A 22,382-nucleotide genomic window follows, 5' to 3' on the forward strand; every position below is an offset into this window, starting at 1 on the left:
GTTCTCATCATCGCGCTGTTGGGCCTTCTCGGGCTTGCGCTGATTGTCGCTGGTACCGCTATCATTGCTGGAGCCGGTGCGGCTTTGCTTGCGGGAGGCACGGCCTCACTAGCCGTTGCGGCCATTCTTCGGAGGGGCCTGAATGTCTAGCTTCCTAGGCACATTGACCGCCGCCTTGTCCCCGCGCGGCGTCCCTCTGAGCCCGCCCGATGACCGGGGCGGCTGGTGGCCCATTGTGCGTGAAAGCTTTGCAGGCGCCTGGCAGCAGAATGTCACCGTCGATCAGCAGGCGGTGCTCGCCTTTCATGCAGTGTTTGCCTGCATGACGCTAATTGCCAACGACATCGCCAAGTTGCGGGTAAAGCTGGTCGCCAAGGACAGCGATGGCATCTGGTCCGAAACGGAAAATGCCGCGTATTCACCGGTTTTGCGTAAGCCGAACGACTATCAGACCCGCATTCAGTTCTGGGAACACTATATCCTGTCGAAGCTGTCGCGCGGGAACACTTATGTCCTGAAGGTGCGCGATAACCGCCGTGTGGTGACGAAATTGCATGTGCTCGACCCGGACCGGGTTCAGCCCCTCGTCGCCCCGGATGGCAACGTCTACTATGCGCTCCAGTGCGATAACATTGCCGGATTGACCGAACCCCGGATCGTGGTGCCCGCGAATGAGATCATCCACGACCGGTTTAATTGTCTGTTCCATCCCCTCGTCGGTATATCGCCCATTTTCGCAAGCGGTCTGGCTGCGACACAGGGCCTGAACATTCAGAAGAACAGCGCTTCGCTGTTCGCCAACGCTTCGCAGCCGGGCGGACTGCTGATCGCTCCCGGCAATATAGATCAGGCAAACGCGGATCGTCTCAAGGCCTATTGGGAAGCGAACTACACGGGGCAGAACGCTGGCAAGATCGCCGTGCTCGGTGACGGCATGGAGTACAAGGCGCTCAATATCAGTCCGGTCGACGCGCAGCTGATCGAGCAATTGAAGTGGACCGCCGAGGTCGTGTGCTCGACCTTCCACATGCCGCCGTACAAGATCGGTGTGGGCACCATGCCGACCTACAACAACATTCAGGCGCTGAATGTCGAGTACTACAGTCAGTGCCTTCAATCGCACATCGAAGCAGCCGAGGTTTGCCTTGATGACGGGCTGGGCACGGGCGAGCGCCTTGGCACCGAATTCGACACAAAGAACCTGCTGCGCATGGACAGCGTCACGCAGATGCAGGTTCTGAGGGATGGCGTGAACGGCGGCATCATGGCTCCGGATGAGGCACGCGCCGATCTGGATCTAAAACCGAAGCGCGGCGGCGACACGCCTTACTTGCAGCAGCAGAATTATTCGCTGGAAGCGCTCGCCAAGCGTGACGCGCGCGACGACCCGTTCGCCAAAGATGCGTCGGTGCGCTCCAACGCGACTGACGATGTCGTGAAGGCCCTCCTGCGGCTGGTTGGAGACCTGCAATCTAAGGCGGCCCAATCGGAAGAGACCGAGTTGGAGCAGGCGTTTCTTTATCAAGGCGTTTACGAACAGGGCAGAAAATATGAACGGGGCCAATTTGTGACACGCGGCGGAAGCATGTGGCACTGCAAGCGGCAGACCACCGAAACCCCGGGTGAATCCCCAGATCATTGGCAGCTTGCGGTTAAGAAGGGCCGTGACGGGAAGGACACGACCCGATGACCACAATCCTTGAAGCCATGACGGCTCGTGCACTGGCCGAATTCGACGAACTTGCCATGCAGCAGGAGCAAGCCATTTGCGCCGATCTGAGGGCGCAAGGGTTCAGCCGGAACGAAATCAAAGCTCACATCGCCAACTGCAAGTCCAGCCTAGCCGAACAGCGTGCCGAAATCGGCCGCATGGTCGCAAACCAACTGACGAAGGCGGGTATCCCGCTGGATGGAGATGCCCATGCCCTCTCACACTGATCTGCTCGGTACCTTGGTCCAGGCGGACCATATCGTACTCGCAGGCCTTCGCGCCTATGACCTCGCCATCGGGAAGATCGATGCCGAGACCATTGCGAATGGCACCAGGCGGATGGTGCAGGCGGGCCACAGCGAAGCCGAGATTGAAGCGTTCGTGGCCGAGGTAAAGGGAAGCCGGACAGAAGCCCGGCGCGCTCTGCATCGCAAGCTGTGGCTGGAAGCTCTTGTGGCAATCAGCGTCCCAATACAGCCGGACTCTGGGGAGGTCTGAACCATGGCAGGCATCAAGGCTGGCCGTGACATGGATCTTCAGATCAAAATGATCATGGACCTGCAAGACCTTGTGAAAGGTGCACAGGAGGCCGAACGGATCATGAAATCGACCGGGGCCAATATTTCGCAGGGCATGTCCGCCGCCGATCATGCGGTTGCTGAAGCCGGGGTATCTATGGCCCGCTTGCGCCGGGAAGCGCAGGCGCTGAAAGATCGGCTCGATCCGCTTGCGCCAGCGCAGCGACGATATGCGCAGGAATTGAAGAACGCGAACGCCATGCTGGCGACAGGGATGATCGACCAGCGCCAATATGCGCAGGCGGTGGAATTTGCCGAGCAGAAGCTCGATGAACAGACCTTGGCGCTACAGCGCAATCGCGTGGCGGGGCAGCAGGTGAATGCCGCGAACGGCGCGCAGCGCGCCGGGATGCAGCAATTGTCGATGCAATTGAACGATGCGGCCACAATGTGGATGCTCGGTGCGAGCAAGATGCAGATTTTTGCCAGTCAGGGCGGACAGGTCGTTCAGGCCCTCCAATTGATGACCGGCAGCAGCAAAGGCCTGATCGGCTTCCTCGGTGGCCCGTGGGGCATGGTGTTGACCACTGCGACAATGGTGTTGACCCCATTCATTGCCAAGCTGTTCGAGAGCAAGAACGCCGCTGACGCTGCTGCTGACAGCTATCGCTCTGCCGCGCAGGCCGCGCGAGAACTGGCCGGGACGGAGAACGCCATCAAGCTCGCCACCGCGCAGGGCGAACTAAATGATAAGCGTTCGCGTCTGCTTGCAGTCGAAAATCAGCTTTCAGCGGGCAGAGGGAAGTCAAAAAACACCAGATACCAGAGCGATAACGACTTGCTCGGGAGTCTGACAACCAATGCTTTGCGGAAAGAACGGCTCGCACTCAAGCAGGAGATCCTTGAGCGGGAAAGTGTGGTTGCGCTTGCGGAGGATATGAACGTCAAGCTGGCCGCCGCGCAGGAAAAGGCGGCCAAATCGGCGGAGAAGAAGACAGGCAAGACGCGGGAAGCGTCCGCCGCGACCCGTGCCCACAATGCGGCGCTGGCGGAAGCCAAGCGTGCATATGACCAGCAGATCAAATCCACCGATAGTTTCATCGCATCGCTTCAAGACGAGATCGCGCGGATCGGCCTGGACGAGAAGGCCTTGCGGCAATTGCAGGTGTCGCGCGAACTCGACGCGGCCAAGACTGACGCGCAGAAACAGAAGATCATCGAACTGAACAAGGTCCGTGAGGAGGCGATCAAGCTGCAAGAGCAGCGGGAGCAAACGAAGCAGGCCCGCGCCGCCACCGGCGACCTGAACAAGGAACTGGCCCAGCTTGAACGCGAAGTTCAGGTGCTGGAGGATGTGGGCTGGGCACGCGATAAGAACCTCCTGCGGATGGAGCGGGAAGCAGCCATTCGGGAGAAATCCATCGGCGCGGCGATTGCGGAGGCGGCTGGGAACAAGAAGCTGGCCGACGAACTGCGCGCGCAAATCCCGATCCTTGAAACCATTTATGGGCTCAAAATCCAGATGGGCGACAGGGTCGAGCAGGTCGAGGAGGAACGCGACGCGGCCGAGCGGCTGAACAACGAACTGCGCGAGATGATTTCGTTGTTGCAGGACATCGGCGGTGTGGCTGGCGTGTTGGGCGGCATTCTCGGTTTCGTGACCGGGAACGATGGTGCCCTACGCGGGCCTATCGGCGCGCTCTTGCGCATGGGAACCGGCAAGACGGAAATCGTCAACGGCGAGAAGGTGGCCGTCACCATCGGTGACGAGTTGCGCAAAGTGCTCGGCTCGTTCGGTGACGATCTTGCGGTGATGCTCAAGGGCGCTGCGACTGGCACGCTCGCCGCCAACGCAGTGCTCGGAAATCAAGGCACCAGCGGCCAGATCGGCTCTATGCTTGGCGGCGCTGCCGGGCAGGCATTGGGCACGAAGTTTCTCGGCGCGCTGGGCAGCTTTGCGGGGCCTCTCGGCTCAATCGCTGGCGGTATCATCGGCGGAATGCTCGGTGGCATTGTTGGCAGCGTGTTCAAATCGACGAAATGGGGCCGGGCTGATATCTCTGGCGTAGGCGACGCCAACATTCGCTACCGCAGCAACAGCGGCAAGTACGAAGGCCCGGTGAACGACGCGGCCAACGCGGTCATCAAAGGCTTGAACAGCATTGCGGAGCAGCTTGGCGGTGTGGCTGGCGAGTTTGGCAGTATCGCCATCGGCATTCGCGACGGCAAATATCGGGTCAACCCGAATGGCAAGAGCCTGAAAGTCAGCGCGGGAGCCAAGGACTTCGGTGAGGATAGCGCGGCAGCGATTGCCTACGCGATCCAGATGGCCGTGCAGAAAGGCGCGATCAGCGGCATCAACCAGTCAGTTCTGAACCTCTTGCAGGCCAGTGGCGATTTCGAGGAACAGCTTTCGAAGGCCGCGCAGTTGCAGGGCATCTTTGCCGAGATCGCGCAGGCGGCCGATCCGATGGGCTATGAACTGGAGCAGTTGGCGAAACGGTTCACCAGCATCCGTGCGCTGCTGGCGGAAGCCAATGCCACGCCCGAAGAACAGGCCAAGGTCGACGCCTACCAGAAGCAGCAGGAAGCCGCGATCCGGCAGCGCTATGCAGAGGAAGCCAACGCCCGGCGCGCGGCGCAGCTTGAGAAAGAGGCCGAGCTGCTGCTGTTGCAGGGCAAGGCGTCGCAGGCGCTGGCAAAGACCCGCGAGGCCGAACTGATCCAGTTGAACGCGGCTGAACAGGCGATCCAAAAGCAGATTTACGCCGAAACCGATCTGGCGACGAAGCGGGCGCTGCAAATCCAGTTGCTGGAAGCGCAGGGCAACGCGGAGGCGGCGAAGGCCGCTCAGCGTGCCGAGGAACTGCGTTCGACGCTGGACGACAACAAGGCGATGCAACAGCGCATCTGGCTCACGCAGGACCTTGCCGACGCCTACAACCGGGAAAGCGACGGCCTTCGGAGCACCATCGACGAGATGAAGGGCTTGGGCGACACGCTTAAGGAATTCCGCCGATCGATCTATGCCGCCGATGGCGGGGCCATGTCCTACACGCAGGCGCTGGCCAAATGGATACAGACGCAGGCGCTTGCCGCGACCGGCGACAAGAAAGCCATGGGCGATCTGCCGAACATTGGGCGCGACTTCCTCGACGTGGCGAAGAACAGCGCGAAATCGATGCTGGAATACAAGCGCGCGCAGGCGTTGGTGGCCAACGGCGTAGATCAGGCCATCCGCTTTGCCGACAATGCCGCCAGCGAGGCCGAACAGCAATTGGCGCTGATGAAATCGCAGGCGGAAAGCCTGATTTCCATCGACGAAAACCTCCAGTCGTTCGAGGACGCGCTGAACAAGCTGATCGCGCACAATCAGGCGACGGCGGCTCCCTCACCGGCGCCCTCGCCCGCCAGCGATCAGCAAACATCGGAAAATCTGAAATCGGGCTTCTCGTCGATGAAGGAAGCTATCGACGCCATGCGCAGGGAGTTCCTGGATATGCGGCGCACCCTCGGGCGGTTCAGCGAAGACGGCGTGACCCTCGATGTCAACGTAAAAGGCGGTGCCCTCGATAAGGTCGAAGCATGAGCATCCGCATCAAGAACATGGACGCGCTCAGCCGCGCCCTGCAGCAGTTCCCGCTACGTGTGCAGCAGAATGCCGCCAAACGGGCCGTCAGGCAGGGCGTGAACGTCCTACGCGATGAGGCCCGCCAGACCGTCAGGAGGCACAGCGGCAAGCTCGCAGCATCCATCAAGACGACCGTGAGCACGCGAGGCAATGTCACAATCGGGCGGGTCCGCCTTAAGGGCGAGCACGCATTCATTGGCCGATTCATCGAATATGGGGTGACGGCCCACTTCATTCGCGCCGGGGCAAAGAAGGGCGAGCAGGTCCACAGCGGTTCCGGCGACGCGATGAAGATCGGCGGCGAGTTCGTCACCGGCACAATCCTGCATCCCGGCTTCGCCCCGCGCCCGTTCATGCGCCCAGCGCTGGACAGCAAGGGGAGCGAAGCGGCGGACGCTGTTCGCGCATCGCTGGCGGCATGGCTCAGCAAGGGCATGCCCACCGCTCCAGACACCACAGACGACGAGGAATAGCACGATGGATCAGCCCACCCCTCATTTGGACAGCCTTCTTTACAATGTCATCAGGCCATCCTGTAGACAATGTGAGCACTCTTTCAGACTCGACCTGATCGGCCTGGCCCCGATCACCACTATCGTATGCCCTGCGTGCTCTCATGAATTCCGGTACACCCGGGCCGAACTGCGCCACATTCATAGGCAGTTCGATAAAGCGGCAAAGGCCCTTCGCAACCTTGATCGCCCCGAAGTCCGCGCCAAGGTGGAATGGGCCTCAAACGCAATTGCCAGAGCAAAAGCCAAACCGCTGCGCATCGCACGGATAATCGATCCAATGTTGGATTGATCGGCTATGGCCTGGTCCCGTACATCTCGACACAAGCGTGGGTATGATCACCGATGGGGCAAGCTGCGCAAGAACATCCTGACCCGCGACAAGCACCTGTGTCAGGAGTGTCGGCGCAAGGGCCGAGTGAAGACCGGCAACCACGTCGACCACATCAAGCCCAAAGCCAAGGGTGGCACGGACGATCCGGGTAATTTGCAAGTGATTTGTGCTGAGCATCACGCGGAGAAAACTCAGCGAGAGGCAGCAGAGGCGCAGGGCCGGACATACCGGCCCCGCAAGCAGTTCGATGTGACTGGCTGGCCAATTGAGGGCTAGGCTGGCAGGGTTACGCGAATTGCACGTTGTCACCGCGTGCTGCCGCGTTGGTGAAGGGGAACCGATGGCAAATCAGAGCAACGATAGAGAGCAGGGAAAAATCGAAGGGCAACGCCTTCACGTCTCCATAGTCCAACCGGACGAATACAAGGAGCGTGATCTTCGCGCTCAGGAAACCTTGGCAGGCTGGGCTATGCCGATGTTCCTTGCCGCGGTGGCTTCAGTTATCATCACAGCAATTGGCACCTTTCTAATATTGAAGCAGGTTCAACTGACAAGAACCGCCGTACAGGATACAGCTAAAGCCACAAATGCGGTGTTGGAAGGAAATGACCTGACGCGCAGAGCCCACCGCCCTTGGATCACGTTGGATCTAACTCCACATTTCAGCGGCCCATACCATGATGGGCTACACATGAAGTTCGACTTTCATTTCGAGAACGTAGGGCCGACCTTGGCCACTGGCGTCAGCACGAAGACCGCACTGTTATGCCAAAGAGTAGACGAAACCCCTTTGGCATTTCGCACCCGCATGTCGGAGTTGATCGAGATGTGGAAGAGTGCTTACGGGGCGCCGGACAATCACTGCCTCGCCCCTAAGGCGGTAGGAACGGTCCCGTTCTGGGAAACGTTTATGCCACCAGACCTGATAGTGAAGGAATTTCTTGCAGGTCATCTCGGCGCGGACATCATCGCTATGGCCGCTGTGTTCTACAAGGCGGCCGATATCGAAGCCTTGCAGTGTAGCTGGCGTGTATGGACATTGGGGCATATGGATCGGCGCAACTTTATTGCTTTCATTCCGATTGGAAGGTCGTTGCGAGAGGAGGATTTGGTAGCCCAGCCCCTGTTAGCAGGCCTGATGCATCACGAATATCCTTCTCTCCCTAGCGATCACGATAGGGCGTAAACCTAACTTACCTCGGCACTGGTAAATTCTTCCAGTGCCGGGCCCGGTCTGGACGCCCTCATTATTTTCCGAAGGCCGCCCACGCCCATCAACTGCAAACGGTCTATGTTCAGCATAAGGCGCAAACCTGCGCTGATCCTGGCAACAGACTATGGAATGAGGCCAGTTGCCCTGCCGATGAAGCAGGCGACCAAAGCGCCCGCCATAAAGCTATATACGGAAAACAAGAACCAGAAGGCCCGAGGGCGTCGTTCACGGTCGATTTCGGCCCCGACATAGCCGAAGTCTGGCAGCTTACCGGATTTTAGACCGAATGCCGGTAAAGCCAATGCAACGAGCGTGATGGCCAGCAGTATAAGCTGTGCTTTCACTCCGGCTGCTCGGGCTTAGGCTTCGCTACCCTCTTGAGCCTGTCGAGTTGCGTTTTCTGATCTGCCATGTGCGGGGCATAGCACGAAAAAAGGGACCGTCGAAACGGCCTCCTGAAAGGCATTGATCCTGGCCACGCTGCACTGCTTTCACAATGCTATCCTGACCTGGACGTGCAGATGAAACGAGCCGGGGGGCTTACCATGACCAAACCTCTACGCGGTGACACGTTTGCGACGCTTTTGATCGCATGGATCGGAGCATCGGTCTTCGCCATCGCCATAGTGGCATTTGTCGCCATAGCCACCTGATCAGTTTGCGGGGCGGACGCTGTGCGACGCTCATTATGGATGAGGGTAGAGGGTGGTCACGAAATGGCCCCTTTCGGCCCTGTCGCCCGCAGAATTCTGCGACGCAGGGGTGGTGCTCACCCTGATAGGAAAACAGCAAAAAATAACTGAGTGATTACGATTTCGCTTGCAGCGGAATCATCACTCAGTTATAAAAACTTGTCAGCGGGGAATTCGCCCCGGTGACAATCGAAGGAAAAGAGCCATGATAGCTCTAGTACTTCGGTTCAAATGGAAGCAGATCGAGGTCCAATTCGTAATCTGCTTCTAACTTAGAACCGGGCCTTGGAACCGCCGAAAGAAGCGGGACAGGGTCCGGTCCTCAAGAATAGGGGTTATCCGGTGGCGATGCAAGGTGCAGAACTACGGCGCATCCGCAAGGGCATGAAGTTGACGCTTGCCGAACTCGGGGAAGCGCTGGGCCTGAGCGGCAATTTCATTGGCATGATGGAACGCGGCGAAAAGGCCATCGAGAAGCGCACCGCCTTGGCCGCTTCGCAGTTGTGGGTGCAATTTGCACTTCGCAAGAGCGCCCCGGAAGTCGATGCGGAAAGGGTCAATGAGGCCAGCAAGGATCTGTTCTCCGTTTCTGGGTTGGACCGTGACAACGAACTTTGGTTCTTTCACGCCAGAACGCTTGCTTCAGCCCACAAGCTTGCTGACCTATTCAGGCTTCAGGGCTTTACGCATGTAGACGTGGACGTCCCAAGAATTCAGAGCGATTATAACTGATCGATACAGCGATGGAGGAAGATTGATGGCAATTTCCGAGAAGGAGTGGGCCGAAGCGATCATTGCCCAAATACCGCAGACCGCCCTCGACGGGCTCACTGCATATCCCGTTGGCTATCGCCTTGCGGTGAGCCCTGGGAGGATTGGCACCAATCCCGATACGGGGCTGATGAATGTTTCGTTCGAAACCCGCGCGCTAGGCCCAGACGATGACGCGGAAGCTGTCGCGCCCGATTGGCTTGTCGTTGGTCCGCTTAAGGGCACCAAGCCTTAGGGTAAAGCGCGCCACTCCGCACTGCATCGCGGCAAATGCGGCCAACGTGATTGCAGAGATATTCAAGGCTCAAGGTATGGACAACATATCAATCAATTTGCCCTTTCACGCTGGAACGGCTGACGACTAGGCGTCGTTGACACCACCAAGCCTGCGCAACCCACACCTGACACCACTCTCCTTCACGTGAATGCTCATCTGCTCTGTTTTCGCATCAACCATGTGCGTGACGGAAACGACCTCCAAAGGAGCTTGTCGGTCTCCATCCCGGGTAAAAACGATCAAAGCGCCAATCTGGGGAGCAGCGGCCATCTCGACGGCATCAATAAGCTGGCCAATGTCATCTGCTTCATAAAACTCGACGACTACAGGCACGATTCGCTCCTTCCAGGCATGGTCCAAATCGGGAGCATCTTGCCATGTTGGGCGGCCAGCGCACCAGACCATCAAAGCCCCTTCCCATGTTGCATCCATGTTGCACGGAGCAGCCGGAGCGCTCGGAAAACCACGGGATTCGGCGGGATAGAGATGCATGGATGCGCAACACAGTTTCGGCCGAAGCCGTTGCCATAGCGCACTGATTTTATTGAGAAAAAGCTGGATGCCCCGCGAGGATTCGAACCTCGATTGACGGAGTCAGAGTCCGTAGTCTTACCTTTAGACGACGGGGCATTGCGTGGGCGCGCCTCTAAGCCGGGCGGGCCGTGCGGTCAAGGGGGCGTGAGCGCTTTCCCTGCCGGATTTCCCACACCGGAATCGCGCGCCGGGAAGACCGGCCGCCAGCGCCCCCTTGCCGGATTTCCCTGCCGCCTGTAGCATCGCCGCCAAGTACCCGTGGGTTGTGCGGGCATAAGCATAAGAAAGATCAGTAGTTATGGCGGAATCCTCTCCGCCGGAGCGGCAGAACGAAGCGAGGGCGGACAAGGGACGCAACGCAGCGGCGCGAAGCAAGCGCACGCAGCAGGCCCCCCAGGTCCGGTCGGAAGCCCGTCCGCCCGGTAAGGCCAAGTCGTCCCGTGTCCCCCATCCGGCCGGTTGGGATGCGAGTACCAGTGGCGTTTCTTCCCAGCGGCAGGCCTATGCCGCGCTGGACCTTGGCACCAACAACTGCCGCCTGTTGATCGCCCGCCCCGCCGGGCAGAATTTCACCGTCATCGATGCGTTCAGCCGCGTTGTCAGGCTGGGCGAAGGCCTGGCCCAGACTGGCCGCCTCAGCGAAGCGGCGATGAACCGCACGCTGGGCGCGCTGCGCATCTGCGCCGAAAAGCTGAAACGGCGCAATGTGCGCCTCGCCTGGTCGGTCGCCACCGAAGCCTGCCGCCGGGCGGAAAATGGCAACGAGTTCATCGAACGGGTCAAGCGTGAAACGGGTATCGTGCTGGATATCATTTCCGCGCAGGATGAGGCGCGGCTGGCGGTGCTGGGGTGCCATCTCCTGCTGGAAGACGGCGACGGGCCGGCGATGATTTTCGACATCGGCGGCGGATCGACCGAACTGGTGCTGATCGAGCCGGGCGAAGGCATCCCGCGCATTCTCGACTGGCAAAGCGTGCCGTGGGGCGTGGTATCGCTGACCGAAACCTGCGCGGACGAAGGGCGCAGCCTGAAAGACCGGATGATCCGCTACGCCCGGATGCGCCAGCTCGTTTCGGACAGCTTCGCCGCATTCGCGCAGCGAATCGCATCCGCCCGGTCGCCCGGCCTGCGCCTTCTGGGCACCAGCGGCACGGTGACGACGCTGGCCAGCCTCCATCTCGAACTGCCGCAGTATGACCGCAAGGCGGTGGACGGGCTGATCGTGCCCGCCGATTCGATGCGCACGATCAGCCAGCGCCTTTCCGCCATGACCCCGGACGAACGGCGCGAACTGCCCTGTATCGGGCGCGAACGATCCGATCTGGTCATTGCCGGCTGCGCCATTCTCGAAGCCATTCTCGATATCTGGCCCGCCGACCGGCTGGGCGTGGCCGACCGCGGCATCCGCGAAGGCATCTTGCGCAGCCTGATCGCCTCTGACAGGCGGCTCGAACGCGGCCGCAACAGCGCGGCGCGCAAACCACGACGGGGGAACCGCACATGAGCCGTTCGGGCAAGGACCCCGACAAGAAGCTGCGCACGGGCAAGAAACGCACCCAGTCGTCCGCCCGCTGGCTGACCCGGCAGCTCAACGACCCCTATGTTCGGCAGGCCAAGGCTGACGGATACCGCAGCCGCGCGGCCTACAAGCTGGCCGAACTGGACGACCGGTTCGGGCTGCTCAAATCGGCCACGCGGGTGGTCGATCTCGGCATTGCCCCCGGCGGCTGGAGCCAGGTGGTGCGCAAGCGCGCGCCGCGCGCCGCCATCGTCGGTATAGACCTGCTGCCCACAGAGCCGATCGAAGGGGTGACGATCTTCCAGATGGATTTCATGGCCGACGAAGCGCCCGCCGCACTGGAATCGGCGCTCGACGGGCCGCCCGATCTCGTCCTGTCGGACATGGCGGCCAACACCGTGGGCCACAAGCAGACCGATCACCTGCGGACCATGGGACTGGTGGAAACGGCCGCCGATTTCGCGATCCAGACGCTCACGCCGGGCGGAGCGTTCGTCGCCAAAGTGCTGGCGGGCGGCACGGACACCGACCTGCTCGCTCTGCTCAAACGCCATTTCACCAGCATCAAGCATGCCAAACCGCCCGCCAGCCGCAAGGATTCGTCCGAATGGTACGTTATCGCGCAAGGCTTCAAGGGGCGCGGATAAGGGGGATGCCTTGGGGCGCTTCCTCCATCCGGAAGGAAGGGCCGCCTTACAAACACCTTTCCTACACGCGCGAAATCTGCCCTGATCCGCCCGATGGCGCAGCGCAGAACCCCTTCACCCGGCCCACAGGCGGGTAACAGGTCCGGGACAACGGCATCCCTCGGCAGGGTGGCCCGGATGGATCGCGCCATGCGCACGGCCATGCCGACAGAAGCGAACGGTAACAGGATACCGGCGCGAAAAGTCACACTCCAGCAGCCTGCCCGTGCCTGCTTGCAATGGGCGGGGCGAGCACGCATGACGCGCGGGCGCCGGCCCGGGGATGGCCGCAAAGCCGACAATACCGCGCTGTTGCGGCTGGGTTCGCTTTATGGCCGGGGCCTTGCGCGCGGATGGCCGGAGCGCGCGGCGATGAGCGGCCGCACGCGCACTTTCGGGCCGTTCTGCGTCAACCGGCCCGGCGCGCGCCACCGGTCACGCGAACAGCGTGACGCACGCAGCAGCATGGAGGATGCGCGTGGCAAGCGGGGTCGGCGCGCCAGCCCGGTTGCGGTCAGAGAGAAACGCCAGCCCTTTCGCGGGGGCCGGCGCGCGGTGTCGTCAGTGCGCCGGGGCCGCTGCCGGGGCGGCCGCCTTGTCGCCGGCTGCCGGAGCAGCAGCATCGGCCGCAGGCGCTGCGCCTTCGGCGGGCTTGCCATCCGCAGCCGCTTCCGCCCCTTCGGCCGGAGCCGCGGCGGCATCGCCTTCGGCGGGTGCGGCGTCAGCTTTCGGCAAGGGCAGATTGGAACCCTGCGTGTTGAGATAGGCGATCAGATCGGCGCGATCCTTCGTCTTGCTCAGACCGGCGAAGCTCATCTTCGTGCCGGGCGCGTAAGCCTTGGGGCTTTTCAGCCAAGCATCCAGTTCGTCGAACGTCCACTTGCCGCCATGCCCGGAAAGCGCGCTGGAAAACGCGAAACCGCCCACACCTTTGCCGATCTCTTCACCGATGACACCGTGGAGATTCGGGCCGATCCCGTTGGGGCCGCCCGGGGTGATCGTGTGGCACGACACGCATTTGCCGAACAGCTTTTCACCGTTGGCGACATCGGCCGTGGCCAGAAGCGTGTTGAACGAGGGCCCTTCTTCAGCGTCGCCTTCCGATTCGACGCCTTCGATTTCATAACCCATCTTGTGCGGGGGATGATGCTTGTCGGCTTCAAAGTATTTCGCGCTAACACTGGAAAAACCCAGTGCGACAACACCGGCAAAAAGCGTCCAGCCTGCGATTGTATTGAAACGGTCTTCCATCCCCAAGGCCCTGCACATTAGAATTTTCTGCCGACGCTCTAGTGGCCGCAAACGCTATTCGCAAGGCCCATTGCGGATTGCGTGCACAACGCCTAGCGCACGCATCATGCACAACTTCCCCGAACCGGCCACGATCCTGGTCGAACAGATGACCGCAGCCGCAGCCGCCGACCCCGCGCGGACCATCGCATTTCAGGGCGCGCCGGGCGCCAATTCACATCGTGCCGCGCTCGATTTCGATCCCGATTGCCTGCCTCTGCCCTGCTTCGCATTCGAAGATGCGCTTGACGCGGTAAAGACCGGCCAGGCCGGATCGGCGATCATCCCGATCGAGAATTCGCAGCACGGCCGGGTGGCGGATATCCACTTCCTCCTCCCGGAAAGCGGGCTGTCGATCATCGGCGAATATTTCCTGCCGATTTCCTATGCCGTGATGGGGCTGGGCACCGGCCCGTTCGAAGCCGCCTACAGCCATCCGCAGGCGCTGGGCCAGACGCGGCGATACCTGCGCGAACGCAATATCATCCCGATGGCCTATGCCGACACGGCGGGCGCGGCCGCGCTGGTGAAGGAAATGGGCGATCCCCGCGCCTGCGCCATCGCGCCGAGCATCGCCGCCGAACTCTATGGCCTGACCATCGCGGAGCAGGAAATCGCCGACGCGCAGGACAACACCACCCGATTCGTCGTGCTGGCGCGCGAACCGCTCGACCCGGCCAGCCTGGCGGGCAAACCGGCGATGACGACGTTCGTTTTCGAAGTGAAGAACATCCCGGCCGCGCTTTACAAGGCGCTCGGCGGCTTTGCGACCAACGGCGTCAACATGACCAAGCTGGAAAGCTACCAGAAGGGCGCCAGCTTTTCGGCGACGATGTTCTACGCCGATATCGTCGGCGCGCCGGGCGATCCGGCGCTGGACCGCGCGGTGGAAGAATTGGCCTTTCATAGCAAGGAACTGCGCATTCTCGGCTCTTACCCGCAAGCCCGCGCGCGCGGGTAAGCGCGATTGGGTTGCAAGGGTTGGCCAGCCATGCCACGACGCCAGACGTGACGACGGGATCCAACGCCACGCAAGCTGCGAAACACTGGGAAGCGATACGCGCGGACCCCAGCATCCAGTTCGCCCCGCCCCCGCCTGCGGCGGCGCCCAAGCAGCCCGAGGTGCCCGAATGGCTGAAAAGCCTTGGCGAATGGCTGGGGGACTGGCTCGGCCCCGTCGGCCGATGGCTGGCGATGAACTGGCCTGTCCTGAAATGGGTGCTGATCGGGATTGCGGTGCTGTGCCTCGCGCTGGTCGCCTGGCATCTGCTCAAGCCATTGCTGGACTGGCGCCCCAGAGGCCGGAACGAGGCCCCCGAATGGACGCCCGATCATGACGAGGCACTGGCCCTGCTGGAAGATGCCGATGCGCTGGCCGCCGCCGGGCGCTTCGACGAAGCGACGCACCTGCTGCTGATTCGCAGCGTCGGCCAGATTCGCGCGGCGCGGCCCGATTGGCTCGAACCGTCCAGCACCGCGCGGGAAATCGCCGCGCTGCCCAGCCTGCCCGAGCGGGCGCGCGCGGCATTCGGCACGATTGCCGAGCGCGTGGAACGCAGCCTGTTCGCCCTGCGCAAGCTGGAAGCGGAAGATTGGCACGCGGCCCGCGCCGCCTATGCCGATTTCGCGCTGGCCCGGATCGACGGCGCCCGGCTGGACGGGAGCATCGCGCGATGAACGCCCGCAGCGCCAGCCCCTTTACGCCGCGCACCGTGCTCGGCCTCCTGCTGTTCGGCGCGCTGGCATTCGTGCTCACGCTCTATTTCATCGGCATCGATGAAACGGGCGCGAACACCAACAACGGCGGCGGCCACGGCGCGGGCAAGGGGCTCAACGGCTTCGCCGCACTGGTGAAACTGGCGGAACTGAACGGCAATGCGACCACACTGGTCCGCAACGAAGGGCAACTGCGCAGCGGCGGCCTGCTCGTGCTCACCCCGCCGCACGAAGCCAAGCCGGAAGACCTGGCCGAAATCGTCAACGGCCGCCGCTATATCGGGCCGACTCTCATCGTCGTGCCCAAATGGCAGGCCCTGCCAGTGGGCAAGGATCGCAAGAACGTCAAACCGGGCTGGGTCGAACTCCATAGCCCCAAGCCCCCGTCATGGCCGGGCTTTGCCGACGAAATCACGCTCCGCATGGACGATATCCGCCTCTGGCGCGGCGCGGGGCAGGAGAGCGCTCTGCCGGCGCACCGGTCCGTCCAGTCGGGCGCCGCAGACAATCTGGTGCCGCTTGTCACCGATGGCGATGGCGCGCGCATTCTCGCAGGGTATCTGGCCGACGACGGGCGTTATCCCGCGCTCAACGAACTGGCCGGGTTCGATCCCGCGCTCGGCGGGGATGACGAAGGGCTCTATCCCGTGATTTTCGTGTTCGAGCCCGACCTGCTCGACAATTACGGCATGGCCCATCGCCCCAATGCCCTGATGGCCACGCGGCTGATTGACGCCGCGCTCCACGATGCCCCGCCCACGGTCGCGTTCGATCTGACGCAGAACGGGCTGGGCCGTTCGATGAATCTGCTGACGCTGGCGGTCACGCCGCCGTTCCTAGCGGCGACCCTGTGCCTGATCATTGCCGCCATCGTGGTCGGCTGGCGGGCGCTGCGCCGGTTCGGCCCACCGCTGGCGGAAAGCCGTGCGATCGCGTTCGGCAAGCGGCAACTGGTGCGCAATTCCGCCGGATTCATCCGCCGCACCGGGCGCCTCAATTTGCTAGGCCCACCCTACGCCCAGTTGATGCGCAGGCGGATCGCCCGTGCGCTCGGCCTCACCTGGCAGGAAGACAGCGCCGCGATGGACAGCCGGATCGAAACCGCGCTGGCCGCGCGGGGCGGCACCCCTGCCCCCTTCTCAGCGATGACCGGAAAGCTCGGCCAGGCGCGCAAGGAACACGAATTGCTGCGCGCTGCCGAAGCGCTCAAACAGATTGAAAGGATGCTCGGCAAATGACCATGACTCTTGATGAGCTGCGCGGGCTCACCGATGCCATTCGCGCGGAAGTGGGCAAGGCTGTGATCGGCCAGCAGGATGTGCTGGACCATCTGCTGATCGCACTGGTCAGCCACGGCCATATCCTGCTCGAAGGCCCGCCGGGCGTGGCCAAGACGTTCATCGCCCAATGCTTCGCCCGCACGCTGGGGCTGGATTACGGCCGTATCCAGTTCACCCCCGATCTGCTGCCGGGCGATATCCTCGGTTCCAACCTGTTCAATTTCCAGACCAGCCAGTTCACGCTGACGCGCGGGCCGATCTTCTGCGAACTGCTGCTGGCCGACGAAATCAACCGCACCCCGCCCAAGACACAGGCCGCGCTGCTCGAAGCGATGCAGGAACGCAGCGTCACGCTGGACGGCGAACGCCATGCCCTGCCCGAACGCTTCCTGGTGGTGGCGACGGAAAACCCGATCGAGAATCAGGGCGTCTATCCCCTGCCCGAAGCGCAGCTCGACCGGTTCCTGTTCAAACTGCTGGTGCCCTATCCCAGCGCGGAGGAGGAAGCCGCCATCGTCGCGCGGTTCGGCGAACATGGCGGGCCTGCCCGGCCCGAGGATTTCGGCGTCGGCCCGGTGACCAACGCCGCCGCGCTGGCCGATGCGGTGCAGGCGGTGAAAGCCGTGACCATCGCCCCGGATATCATCGATTATGTCGTTCGGCTGGTGCGCGCCACCCGCGAAAGCGCCGATCTGGCCAGCGGGGCCAGCCCCCGCGCGGCGGTGATGCTGGCCAATGCCGCGCGCAGCCGCGCCGCGCTGCAAGGGCGCGACTATGTCCTGCCCGATGACGTGAAAGCGCTGGCCACCGCCGTGCTGCGCCATCGCCTGCTGCTGTCGCCCGCGGCCGAAATCGAAGGCAAGCAGATCGAAGTGCTGGTCGCCGAACTGATCGAACGCACCGAAGCGCCGCGCTGAGACTGGCCTGCACCGCGTCATGATCGTTCCCACCGCCCGCACCGCCACGCTCGCGGCCCTCGCCGCGCCGCTCGCGCTGGTCGTCGCGGCGGCGGCGCCCGGCGCATGGGTGCTGGTGCCCGCGGCAGGCATGGCGCTGCTCATCCTCGTTCTGCTCGACGGGCTGATGGCCGGCCGCCTGCGGGATATCACGCTCACCGTGCCCGCCGATGCCGAAGTGGGCGAGCCTCTGCCGATCACCGTGCTGGCCGAAATCGCCGGGCGGCGAGGCGGCGGGGCGCCGCAAGCTTCCATCCAATGTGATCCGCGCCTTGCCACAGGCGGGCGGGCCGATCTCGCGCTGAATGACGGTGTTTCCGGCGAGCGTTGGCGCGGGGTGGCCCAAGTGATCCCCAGCCGCCGGGGCACGGGCGCGGTCGAACGGCTGTGGCTGCGCTGGCCCGGGCCGCTTGGCCTCGCCAGCCAGCAGATAAGCCGCGAACTGGGCGATCAGGTGCGGATATGGCCCGATCTTTCCCCCGTGCGCTCGCCCGCGTTGCAGGTGTTCCTGCGCGATGCGCAGTTCGGCCTGATCGCCCGGCGCATCCGCGGCGAAGGCAGCCAGTTCGAATCGCTGGCCGAATACGAACCGGGCATGGACCGGCGGCGCATCGACTGGAAGACCAGCGCCCGGCAGACCCGGCTGTTCGCCCGCGAATTCGAAAGCGAACGCAACAATCCCATCGTCTTCGCCTTCGATTGCGGGCAGGCGATGTGCGAACCGATCGACGGCCTGCCCCGGATCGACCGGGCGGTGTCCGCCGCGCTGACCGCATCCTATGTCGCGCTCAAAGGCGGGGATCGCGTCGCGCTGTTCGGGTTCGCCCGGCAGGTGGAACTGATGACCCCGTTCGTCACCGATGCGCGGGCCTTCCATCGGTTGCAGAGCGCGGCGGCAGGGCTGGACTATCACGCGCAGGAGCCCAATTTCACACTGGCGCTGGCCACCTTGTCCGCCCGGCTCGAACGGCGTTCGATGATCGTGCTGTTTTCCGACTTTTCCGATCCCACCAGCGCCGAACTGATGATCGAAAGCGTCAGCCGCCTGGTCCAGCGCCACGTGGTGCTGTTCGTCACTATGGACGATGCGGAACTCGATGCGATGGCGGCGGCCGATCCGGCCGATCTCGCCAGGCTGGCCGAAGCGGTCAGCGCCGATACCTTGGCCCGGCAGCGTGCGCTGGTCCTGCAACGGCTGCGCCAGTTGGGGGTCGATGTGATCGAAGCGCCGTGGGACAAGATCGGCTATCGCCTGATCGACCGCTATCTCGCCATCAAGCGCGCGGGGATTATCGGATGACTTCTGACAGGAGCCAAGACTCATGGCGCTGATCCCGCGTTTTGGCCGCAAAACGGTCGAATCCCCGCCCGATATCGCAGCCGCCGCCTTGCGGTCCGACCGGTTCCGGCTGGAACGCGAAGGCGACTGGAAACGGCTGGAAACCATCGTGTCGCGGATGGAATCGGGCCGCCTGCGCAAACTGTCCGACGATGACGTGATCGCTCTGCCCGCGCTTTATCGCACGGCCGCGTCCAGTCTGGCCGTCGCCCGCGAAACCACGCTGGATGCAGCCACGCTGGCCTATCTCGAAGGGCTGGTGCAACGCGCCTGGTTCCAGGTCTATGGCCCGCGCACCAGCTTCCTCGGCTGGCTGCGCCGGTTCCTCGGCGGCGGGTGGAGCGCCAGCGTGCGCGCCATCGGCCCCGATATCCTGATCGCGCTGGCCGCGATGATCGCCGGTACGATCGTCGGCTGGCTGCTCGTCTCATCGGATGTCCAGTGGTATCACGCGCTGGTGCCGGGCGAATACGGCGGCGAACGCGCACCCGGCGCTTCGGTCGAGGCGCTGCGCGGCACCCTGTTCGACAAGCCGGAGGGGGCCAGTGGCCTGTCGGCCTTCGCGGCCTATCTGTTCAGCAACAACGCACAGGTGTCGATTCTCGCCTTTTCGCTCGGCTTCGCGTTCGGCGTGCCGTCGATCTTGCTGCTGATCCACAATATGGCGCTGCTCGGCGCGATGCTGTGGCTCTATCACGATGCCGGGCTGCTGGTGGATTTTATCGCCTGGCTGTCCGTCCACGGCACGACCGAACTGTTCGCGATTCTGCTGGCCGGCGGCGCGGGCATCCATATCGGCCGTTCCATGGCCTTTCCCGGCAACCGCTCCATCCTTTCGGCCGCGGCTGAAAGCGGGCGCCGCGCCGCGCAGGTGATGAGCGGGGTCATCATCATGCTGATGATCGCCGCCGTGCTCGAAGGGTTCGCCCGCCAACTGGTCACCGATACCGGCAGCCGCTTCATCATCGGCGGTTTCATGCTGGCGGTGTGGCTGGCCTACTTCCTGCTGGTTGGCCGCCGCCTGCCCCCCGCGCGCGGTGAGAGCTGACCATGGCCACCGCTTCCTCCTATCTCGCGGCGCAGGCCCGGCGGCGGCGCGAACTGATCACGCCCGAAGGGCTGAGCCTGTCACTGACCGTGGCCGGGCGCGGCGCCCGCTTCGGCGCGTTGATGATCGACTACATCATCATCAACGTGATCCTGATCGTGCTGACAGGCTTCCTGCTCTACCTCGCGTTCGGGGTTATCGGGCTGGACCGGGTGAGCGACCCGGAATCCGCGTTTCAGTCGCTGGAATTCCTCGCGGTGGTCTGGCTCATCGCGATGTTCGTGTTCCGCTATGCCTATTTCCTCTATTTCGAGATCGGCCCGCGCGGGGCGACCTGGGGCAAGCGGATGCTGGGCATCCGCATCGCGGCGCGCGATGGCGGGCGGCTGACGGCGGAGGCGGTGATCGCGCGCAATCTGCTGCGCGATATCGAACTGTTCCTGCCGCTGGTGATGATCGCCGGGGCGCAGAGCGGCGACAGCGGGCTGGCGGGGATGGCGGCGGCGGCGTGGTTCGCCGTTTTCATGCTGTTCCCCTTCTTCAACAAGGACACGCTGCGCGCGGGCGATCTGATCGCCGGAACCTGGGTGGTGGAAGCACCCCGGCGAAGGCTGGCGCAGACCATGTCGGTCAGCGAAGCCGCGCGCGGAACCTCGCAGGCGACAGGGGCGAAATACCATTTCGGCGAAGCGGAACTGTCCGTTTACGGGGAATACGAATTGCAGACGCTGGAACGCGTCCTGCGCGACAATCAGCCCGAATCCATCGTGACCGTGGCCGAAACCATTTGCGCCAAGATCGGATGGAGCGCAGGACAAGGGGACGAACGCGCTTTCCTCGAAGCCTACTACACGCAGTTGCGGGCCCGGCTGGAGCGCGACATGCGCTTCGGCAAACGCAAGGCCGACAAGAATTCCTGAGGCACTGACATGATCGAGATAAACCGCCGCAACGCCATGCTCAGCCTTGCCGCGCTGGGCCTGTCCGCATGCATGCGGGTGGAAGACGATCTCGATTGGCGCCAGCGGCTGCGCGACATCGAACGGGCGGCGGGCGGCACGCTCGGGGCCTATCTGCTGGACACCGCCAGCGGGCAGGGCATCGGCTGGCGGGAAGAGGAACGCTTCGCCCATTGTTCCTCTTTCAAGCTCTCGCTCGCCGCGCTGGCGCTCAGCCTGCAGGAACGGGGGGAACTCTCGCTGACCGAACCGATCGCCTATGGCGAGGCGGACCTGCTGCATCACTCCCCCGTCACCAGCGAACGGCTTGCCACGGGTAGCATGACGATCGGCGAACTGGCGCAGGCCACGCTCGTCACCAGCGACAATGCCGCCGCCAATCTCCTGCTGCGCCGCTTCGGCGGAACCGAAGCGCTCACCGGGTTCTGGCGCAAGCTGGGCGACGATGTCAGCCGTCTCGACCGGTACGAGCCCGAACTGAACGATGTGCCGAAAGGCGAACTGCGCGATACCACCACGCCCATCGCCATGGCCCAGACGCTCGCCCGGCTGCTGACCGGCAAAGTTCTGGGCGAAGCGGCGCGCGACACGCTGGAACGCTGGACGATGGAAGTGCAGACGGGCAGCAGGCGTCTGCGCGCCGGGCTTCCCGCCGGGTGGCGCGCGGGCGACAAGACGGGCACCGGCGTCAATCCCACCAACGCCACTTATGTCGATATCGGCTGGTTCGTGCCCCCTTCGGGCCGGACCATCGTCGTCACCGGCTATTTCCGCCCTTCCCGGATCATCGAACCGACAGACCCGGCGGCGGAGAAAGTGCTGGCCGATCTGGGCGCCGTCGCCGCCGACTGGGCCCGGCGCGCCTGACCATGATTCTTCGTGTCCCCGATGCCGCGGATATTCCGGCGCTGGCCAGGTTTGCGCGCACATCTTTTATCAGCAAGTTCGGCCATCTCTACCAGCCGGAAGACCTGACCGCATTTCTGCAGGAGGCATTCTCCGAAGCGGCCATCGCCGCCGAACTGGCCGATCCGCAGCGGCGCTACTGTCTGGCCGTGGACGAAGCCGGGCAGCTCGGCGGCTATTGCAAGATCGCGCTGGACACCGGGTTTCCCGATCATGTCCGCGGCCGCGTGCCGATGGAACTGAAACAGCTCTACACCGATCCCGAACGGACCGGGCAAGGCATCGGCGCCCTGCTGATGGATTGGGCGATGGCCCAATTCCGGGCCGAAGGGGGCGATGAAGTCCACCTTTCCGTGTGGAGCGAGAATTTCGGCGCGCAGCGTTTCTATGCCCGCTACGGCTTCACGAAAGTGGCCGATGTCGTTTTCATGGTGGGCAACCATCGCGATCACGACCTGCTTTACGCCCGGATGCTCTGATTCCGTTTCGG

24 protein-coding genes and 1 tRNA gene are annotated in these 22,382 nt (G+C 63.1%); 21 read left to right on the plus strand and 4 right to left on the minus strand.

Annotated elements, in window-relative coordinates:
• Window positions 1–142: 142 nt before the first annotated feature.
• The 8 genes from K5X80_RS16440 (at window position 143) to K5X80_RS16475 (ending at window position 7,892) form a co-directional block, all read left to right on the plus strand.
• Entirely contained in the window at window positions 143–1,690 is a 1,548-nt protein-coding gene (locus K5X80_RS16440; protein WP_222558776.1) for a phage portal protein, read from the plus strand.
• Window positions 1,687–1,938 (plus strand): hypothetical protein, encoded by a 252-nt coding sequence (locus K5X80_RS16445; protein WP_222558777.1) that lies wholly within the window; start codon window positions 1,687–1,689, stop codon window positions 1,936–1,938. The genes K5X80_RS16440 and K5X80_RS16445 overlap by 4 nt, the downstream gene beginning before the upstream one ends.
• Window positions 1,922–2,209: a hypothetical protein gene (locus K5X80_RS16450; RefSeq protein WP_222558778.1), complete on the plus strand. Its 288-nt coding sequence runs from the start codon at window positions 1,922–1,924 to the stop codon at window positions 2,207–2,209. Before K5X80_RS16445 ends, K5X80_RS16450 begins: the two co-directional genes overlap by 17 nt.
• A 3-nt stretch (window positions 2,210–2,212) precedes the next feature.
• Window positions 2,213–5,818 carry a hypothetical protein gene (locus tag K5X80_RS16455; protein WP_222558779.1) on the plus strand — a complete coding sequence of 1,202 codons (3,606 nt, stop codon included), beginning with the start codon at window positions 2,213–2,215 and terminating at the stop codon, window positions 5,816–5,818.
• Window positions 5,815–6,333, plus strand: coding sequence for an HK97-gp10 family putative phage morphogenesis protein (locus tag K5X80_RS16460; RefSeq protein ID WP_222558780.1), 519 nt, complete (start codon window positions 5,815–5,817; stop codon window positions 6,331–6,333). The genes K5X80_RS16455 and K5X80_RS16460 overlap by 4 nt, the downstream gene beginning before the upstream one ends.
• A 4-nt stretch (window positions 6,334–6,337) precedes the next feature.
• Window positions 6,338–6,664, plus strand: a complete 327-nt coding sequence (locus tag K5X80_RS16465; protein ID WP_222558781.1) for a hypothetical protein — start codon at window positions 6,338–6,340, stop codon at window positions 6,662–6,664.
• A 6-nt stretch (window positions 6,665–6,670) separates the two neighbouring features.
• Window positions 6,671–6,982, plus strand: a complete 312-nt coding sequence (locus K5X80_RS16470) for an HNH endonuclease (protein ID WP_222558782.1) — start codon at window positions 6,671–6,673, stop codon at window positions 6,980–6,982.
• 64 nt (window positions 6,983–7,046) lie between these two features.
• The gene (locus K5X80_RS16475; protein ID WP_222558783.1) at window positions 7,047–7,892 is read left to right on the plus strand and encodes a hypothetical protein; all 846 of its coding nucleotides are present in this window, start codon (window positions 7,047–7,049) and stop codon (window positions 7,890–7,892) included.
• 149 nt (window positions 7,893–8,041) lie between these two features.
• Here K5X80_RS16475 and K5X80_RS16480 read toward each other — a convergent pair whose 3' ends face one another.
• Window positions 8,042–8,263, minus strand: a complete 222-nt coding sequence (locus K5X80_RS16480; protein WP_222558784.1) for a hypothetical protein — start codon at window positions 8,261–8,263, stop codon at window positions 8,042–8,044.
• Between the two features lie 696 nt (window positions 8,264–8,959).
• Between K5X80_RS16480 and K5X80_RS16485 the strand changes: the two genes are divergently transcribed.
• Window positions 8,960–9,343: a helix-turn-helix domain-containing protein gene (locus tag K5X80_RS16485; protein ID WP_261390725.1), complete on the plus strand. Its 384-nt coding sequence runs from the start codon at window positions 8,960–8,962 to the stop codon at window positions 9,341–9,343.
• A gap of 25 nt (window positions 9,344–9,368) precedes the next feature.
• Window positions 9,369–9,617: a hypothetical protein gene (locus tag K5X80_RS16490; RefSeq protein ID WP_222558786.1), complete on the plus strand. Its 249-nt coding sequence runs from the start codon at window positions 9,369–9,371 to the stop codon at window positions 9,615–9,617.
• Between the two features lie 126 nt (window positions 9,618–9,743).
• Here K5X80_RS16490 and K5X80_RS16495 read toward each other — a convergent pair whose 3' ends face one another.
• Entirely contained in the window at window positions 9,744–10,151 is a 408-nt protein-coding gene (locus tag K5X80_RS16495) for a hypothetical protein (protein ID WP_222558787.1), read from the minus strand.
• A gap of 64 nt (window positions 10,152–10,215) precedes the next feature.
• Window positions 10,216–10,289: transfer RNA gene (locus K5X80_RS16500), tRNA-Gln, on the minus strand.
• A 202-nt stretch (window positions 10,290–10,491) separates the two neighbouring features.
• On the opposite strand from K5X80_RS16500, the gene K5X80_RS16505 reads away from it, so the two are divergent.
• Together K5X80_RS16505 and K5X80_RS16510 are read left to right on the plus strand one after the other, a co-directional pair.
• Complete coding sequence (locus K5X80_RS16505; protein ID WP_222558788.1) at window positions 10,492–11,697, plus strand: Ppx/GppA phosphatase family protein; 1,206 nt, start codon at window positions 10,492–10,494, stop codon at window positions 11,695–11,697.
• A complete protein-coding gene (locus K5X80_RS16510; protein WP_222558789.1) occupies window positions 11,694–12,359 on the plus strand; it encodes an RlmE family RNA methyltransferase in 666 nt (221 codons plus the stop codon). The genes K5X80_RS16505 and K5X80_RS16510 overlap by 4 nt, the downstream gene beginning before the upstream one ends.
• 600 nt (window positions 12,360–12,959) lie before the next feature.
• Here K5X80_RS16510 and K5X80_RS16515 read toward each other — a convergent pair.
• Window positions 12,960–13,649 carry a c-type cytochrome gene (locus tag K5X80_RS16515; protein WP_222558790.1) on the minus strand — a complete coding sequence of 230 codons (690 nt, stop codon included), beginning with the start codon at window positions 13,647–13,649 and terminating at the stop codon, window positions 12,960–12,962.
• A gap of 106 nt (window positions 13,650–13,755) precedes the next feature.
• Between K5X80_RS16515 and K5X80_RS16520 the strand changes: the two genes are divergently transcribed.
• The 9 genes from K5X80_RS16520 to K5X80_RS16560 are packed head-to-tail and all read left to right on the plus strand — an operon-like array spanning window position 13,756 to window position 22,371.
• Window positions 13,756–14,649 carry a prephenate dehydratase gene (locus K5X80_RS16520; RefSeq protein ID WP_283249191.1) on the plus strand — a complete coding sequence of 298 codons (894 nt, stop codon included), beginning with the start codon at window positions 13,756–13,758 and terminating at the stop codon, window positions 14,647–14,649.
• 47 nt (window positions 14,650–14,696) lie between these two features.
• Complete coding sequence (locus K5X80_RS16525; RefSeq protein ID WP_222558791.1) at window positions 14,697–15,365, plus strand: hypothetical protein; 669 nt, start codon at window positions 14,697–14,699, stop codon at window positions 15,363–15,365.
• Window positions 15,362–16,642: a hypothetical protein gene (locus K5X80_RS16530; RefSeq protein WP_222558792.1), complete on the plus strand. Its 1,281-nt coding sequence runs from the start codon at window positions 15,362–15,364 to the stop codon at window positions 16,640–16,642. The genes K5X80_RS16525 and K5X80_RS16530 overlap by 4 nt, the downstream gene beginning before the upstream one ends.
• A complete protein-coding gene (locus K5X80_RS16535; protein WP_283249192.1) occupies window positions 16,639–17,601 on the plus strand; it encodes an AAA family ATPase in 963 nt (320 codons plus the stop codon). The genes K5X80_RS16530 and K5X80_RS16535 overlap by 4 nt, the downstream gene beginning before the upstream one ends.
• Before the next feature lie 19 nt (window positions 17,602–17,620).
• Window positions 17,621–18,940, plus strand: a complete 1,320-nt coding sequence (locus K5X80_RS16540) for a DUF58 domain-containing protein (RefSeq protein WP_222558793.1) — start codon at window positions 17,621–17,623, stop codon at window positions 18,938–18,940.
• Between the two features lie 22 nt (window positions 18,941–18,962).
• Window positions 18,963–20,027, plus strand: coding sequence for a stage II sporulation protein M (locus K5X80_RS16545; RefSeq protein WP_222558794.1), 1,065 nt, complete (start codon window positions 18,963–18,965; stop codon window positions 20,025–20,027).
• 2 nt (window positions 20,028–20,029) lie between these two features.
• Window positions 20,030–20,947 (plus strand): RDD family protein, encoded by a 918-nt coding sequence (locus K5X80_RS16550; RefSeq protein WP_222558795.1) that lies wholly within the window; start codon window positions 20,030–20,032, stop codon window positions 20,945–20,947.
• Between the two features lie 9 nt (window positions 20,948–20,956).
• Complete coding sequence (gene bla / locus K5X80_RS16555; RefSeq protein ID WP_222558796.1) at window positions 20,957–21,853, plus strand: class A beta-lactamase; 897 nt, start codon at window positions 20,957–20,959, stop codon at window positions 21,851–21,853.
• Between the two features lie 2 nt (window positions 21,854–21,855).
• Window positions 21,856–22,371, plus strand: coding sequence for a GNAT family N-acetyltransferase (locus K5X80_RS16560; RefSeq protein ID WP_222558797.1), 516 nt, complete (start codon window positions 21,856–21,858; stop codon window positions 22,369–22,371).
• Window positions 22,372–22,382: the final 11 nt, after the last annotated feature.

It is taken from the genome of Caenibius sp. WL, assembly GCF_019803445.1.
GTDB lineage: Bacteria > Pseudomonadota > Alphaproteobacteria > Sphingomonadales > Sphingomonadaceae > Caenibius.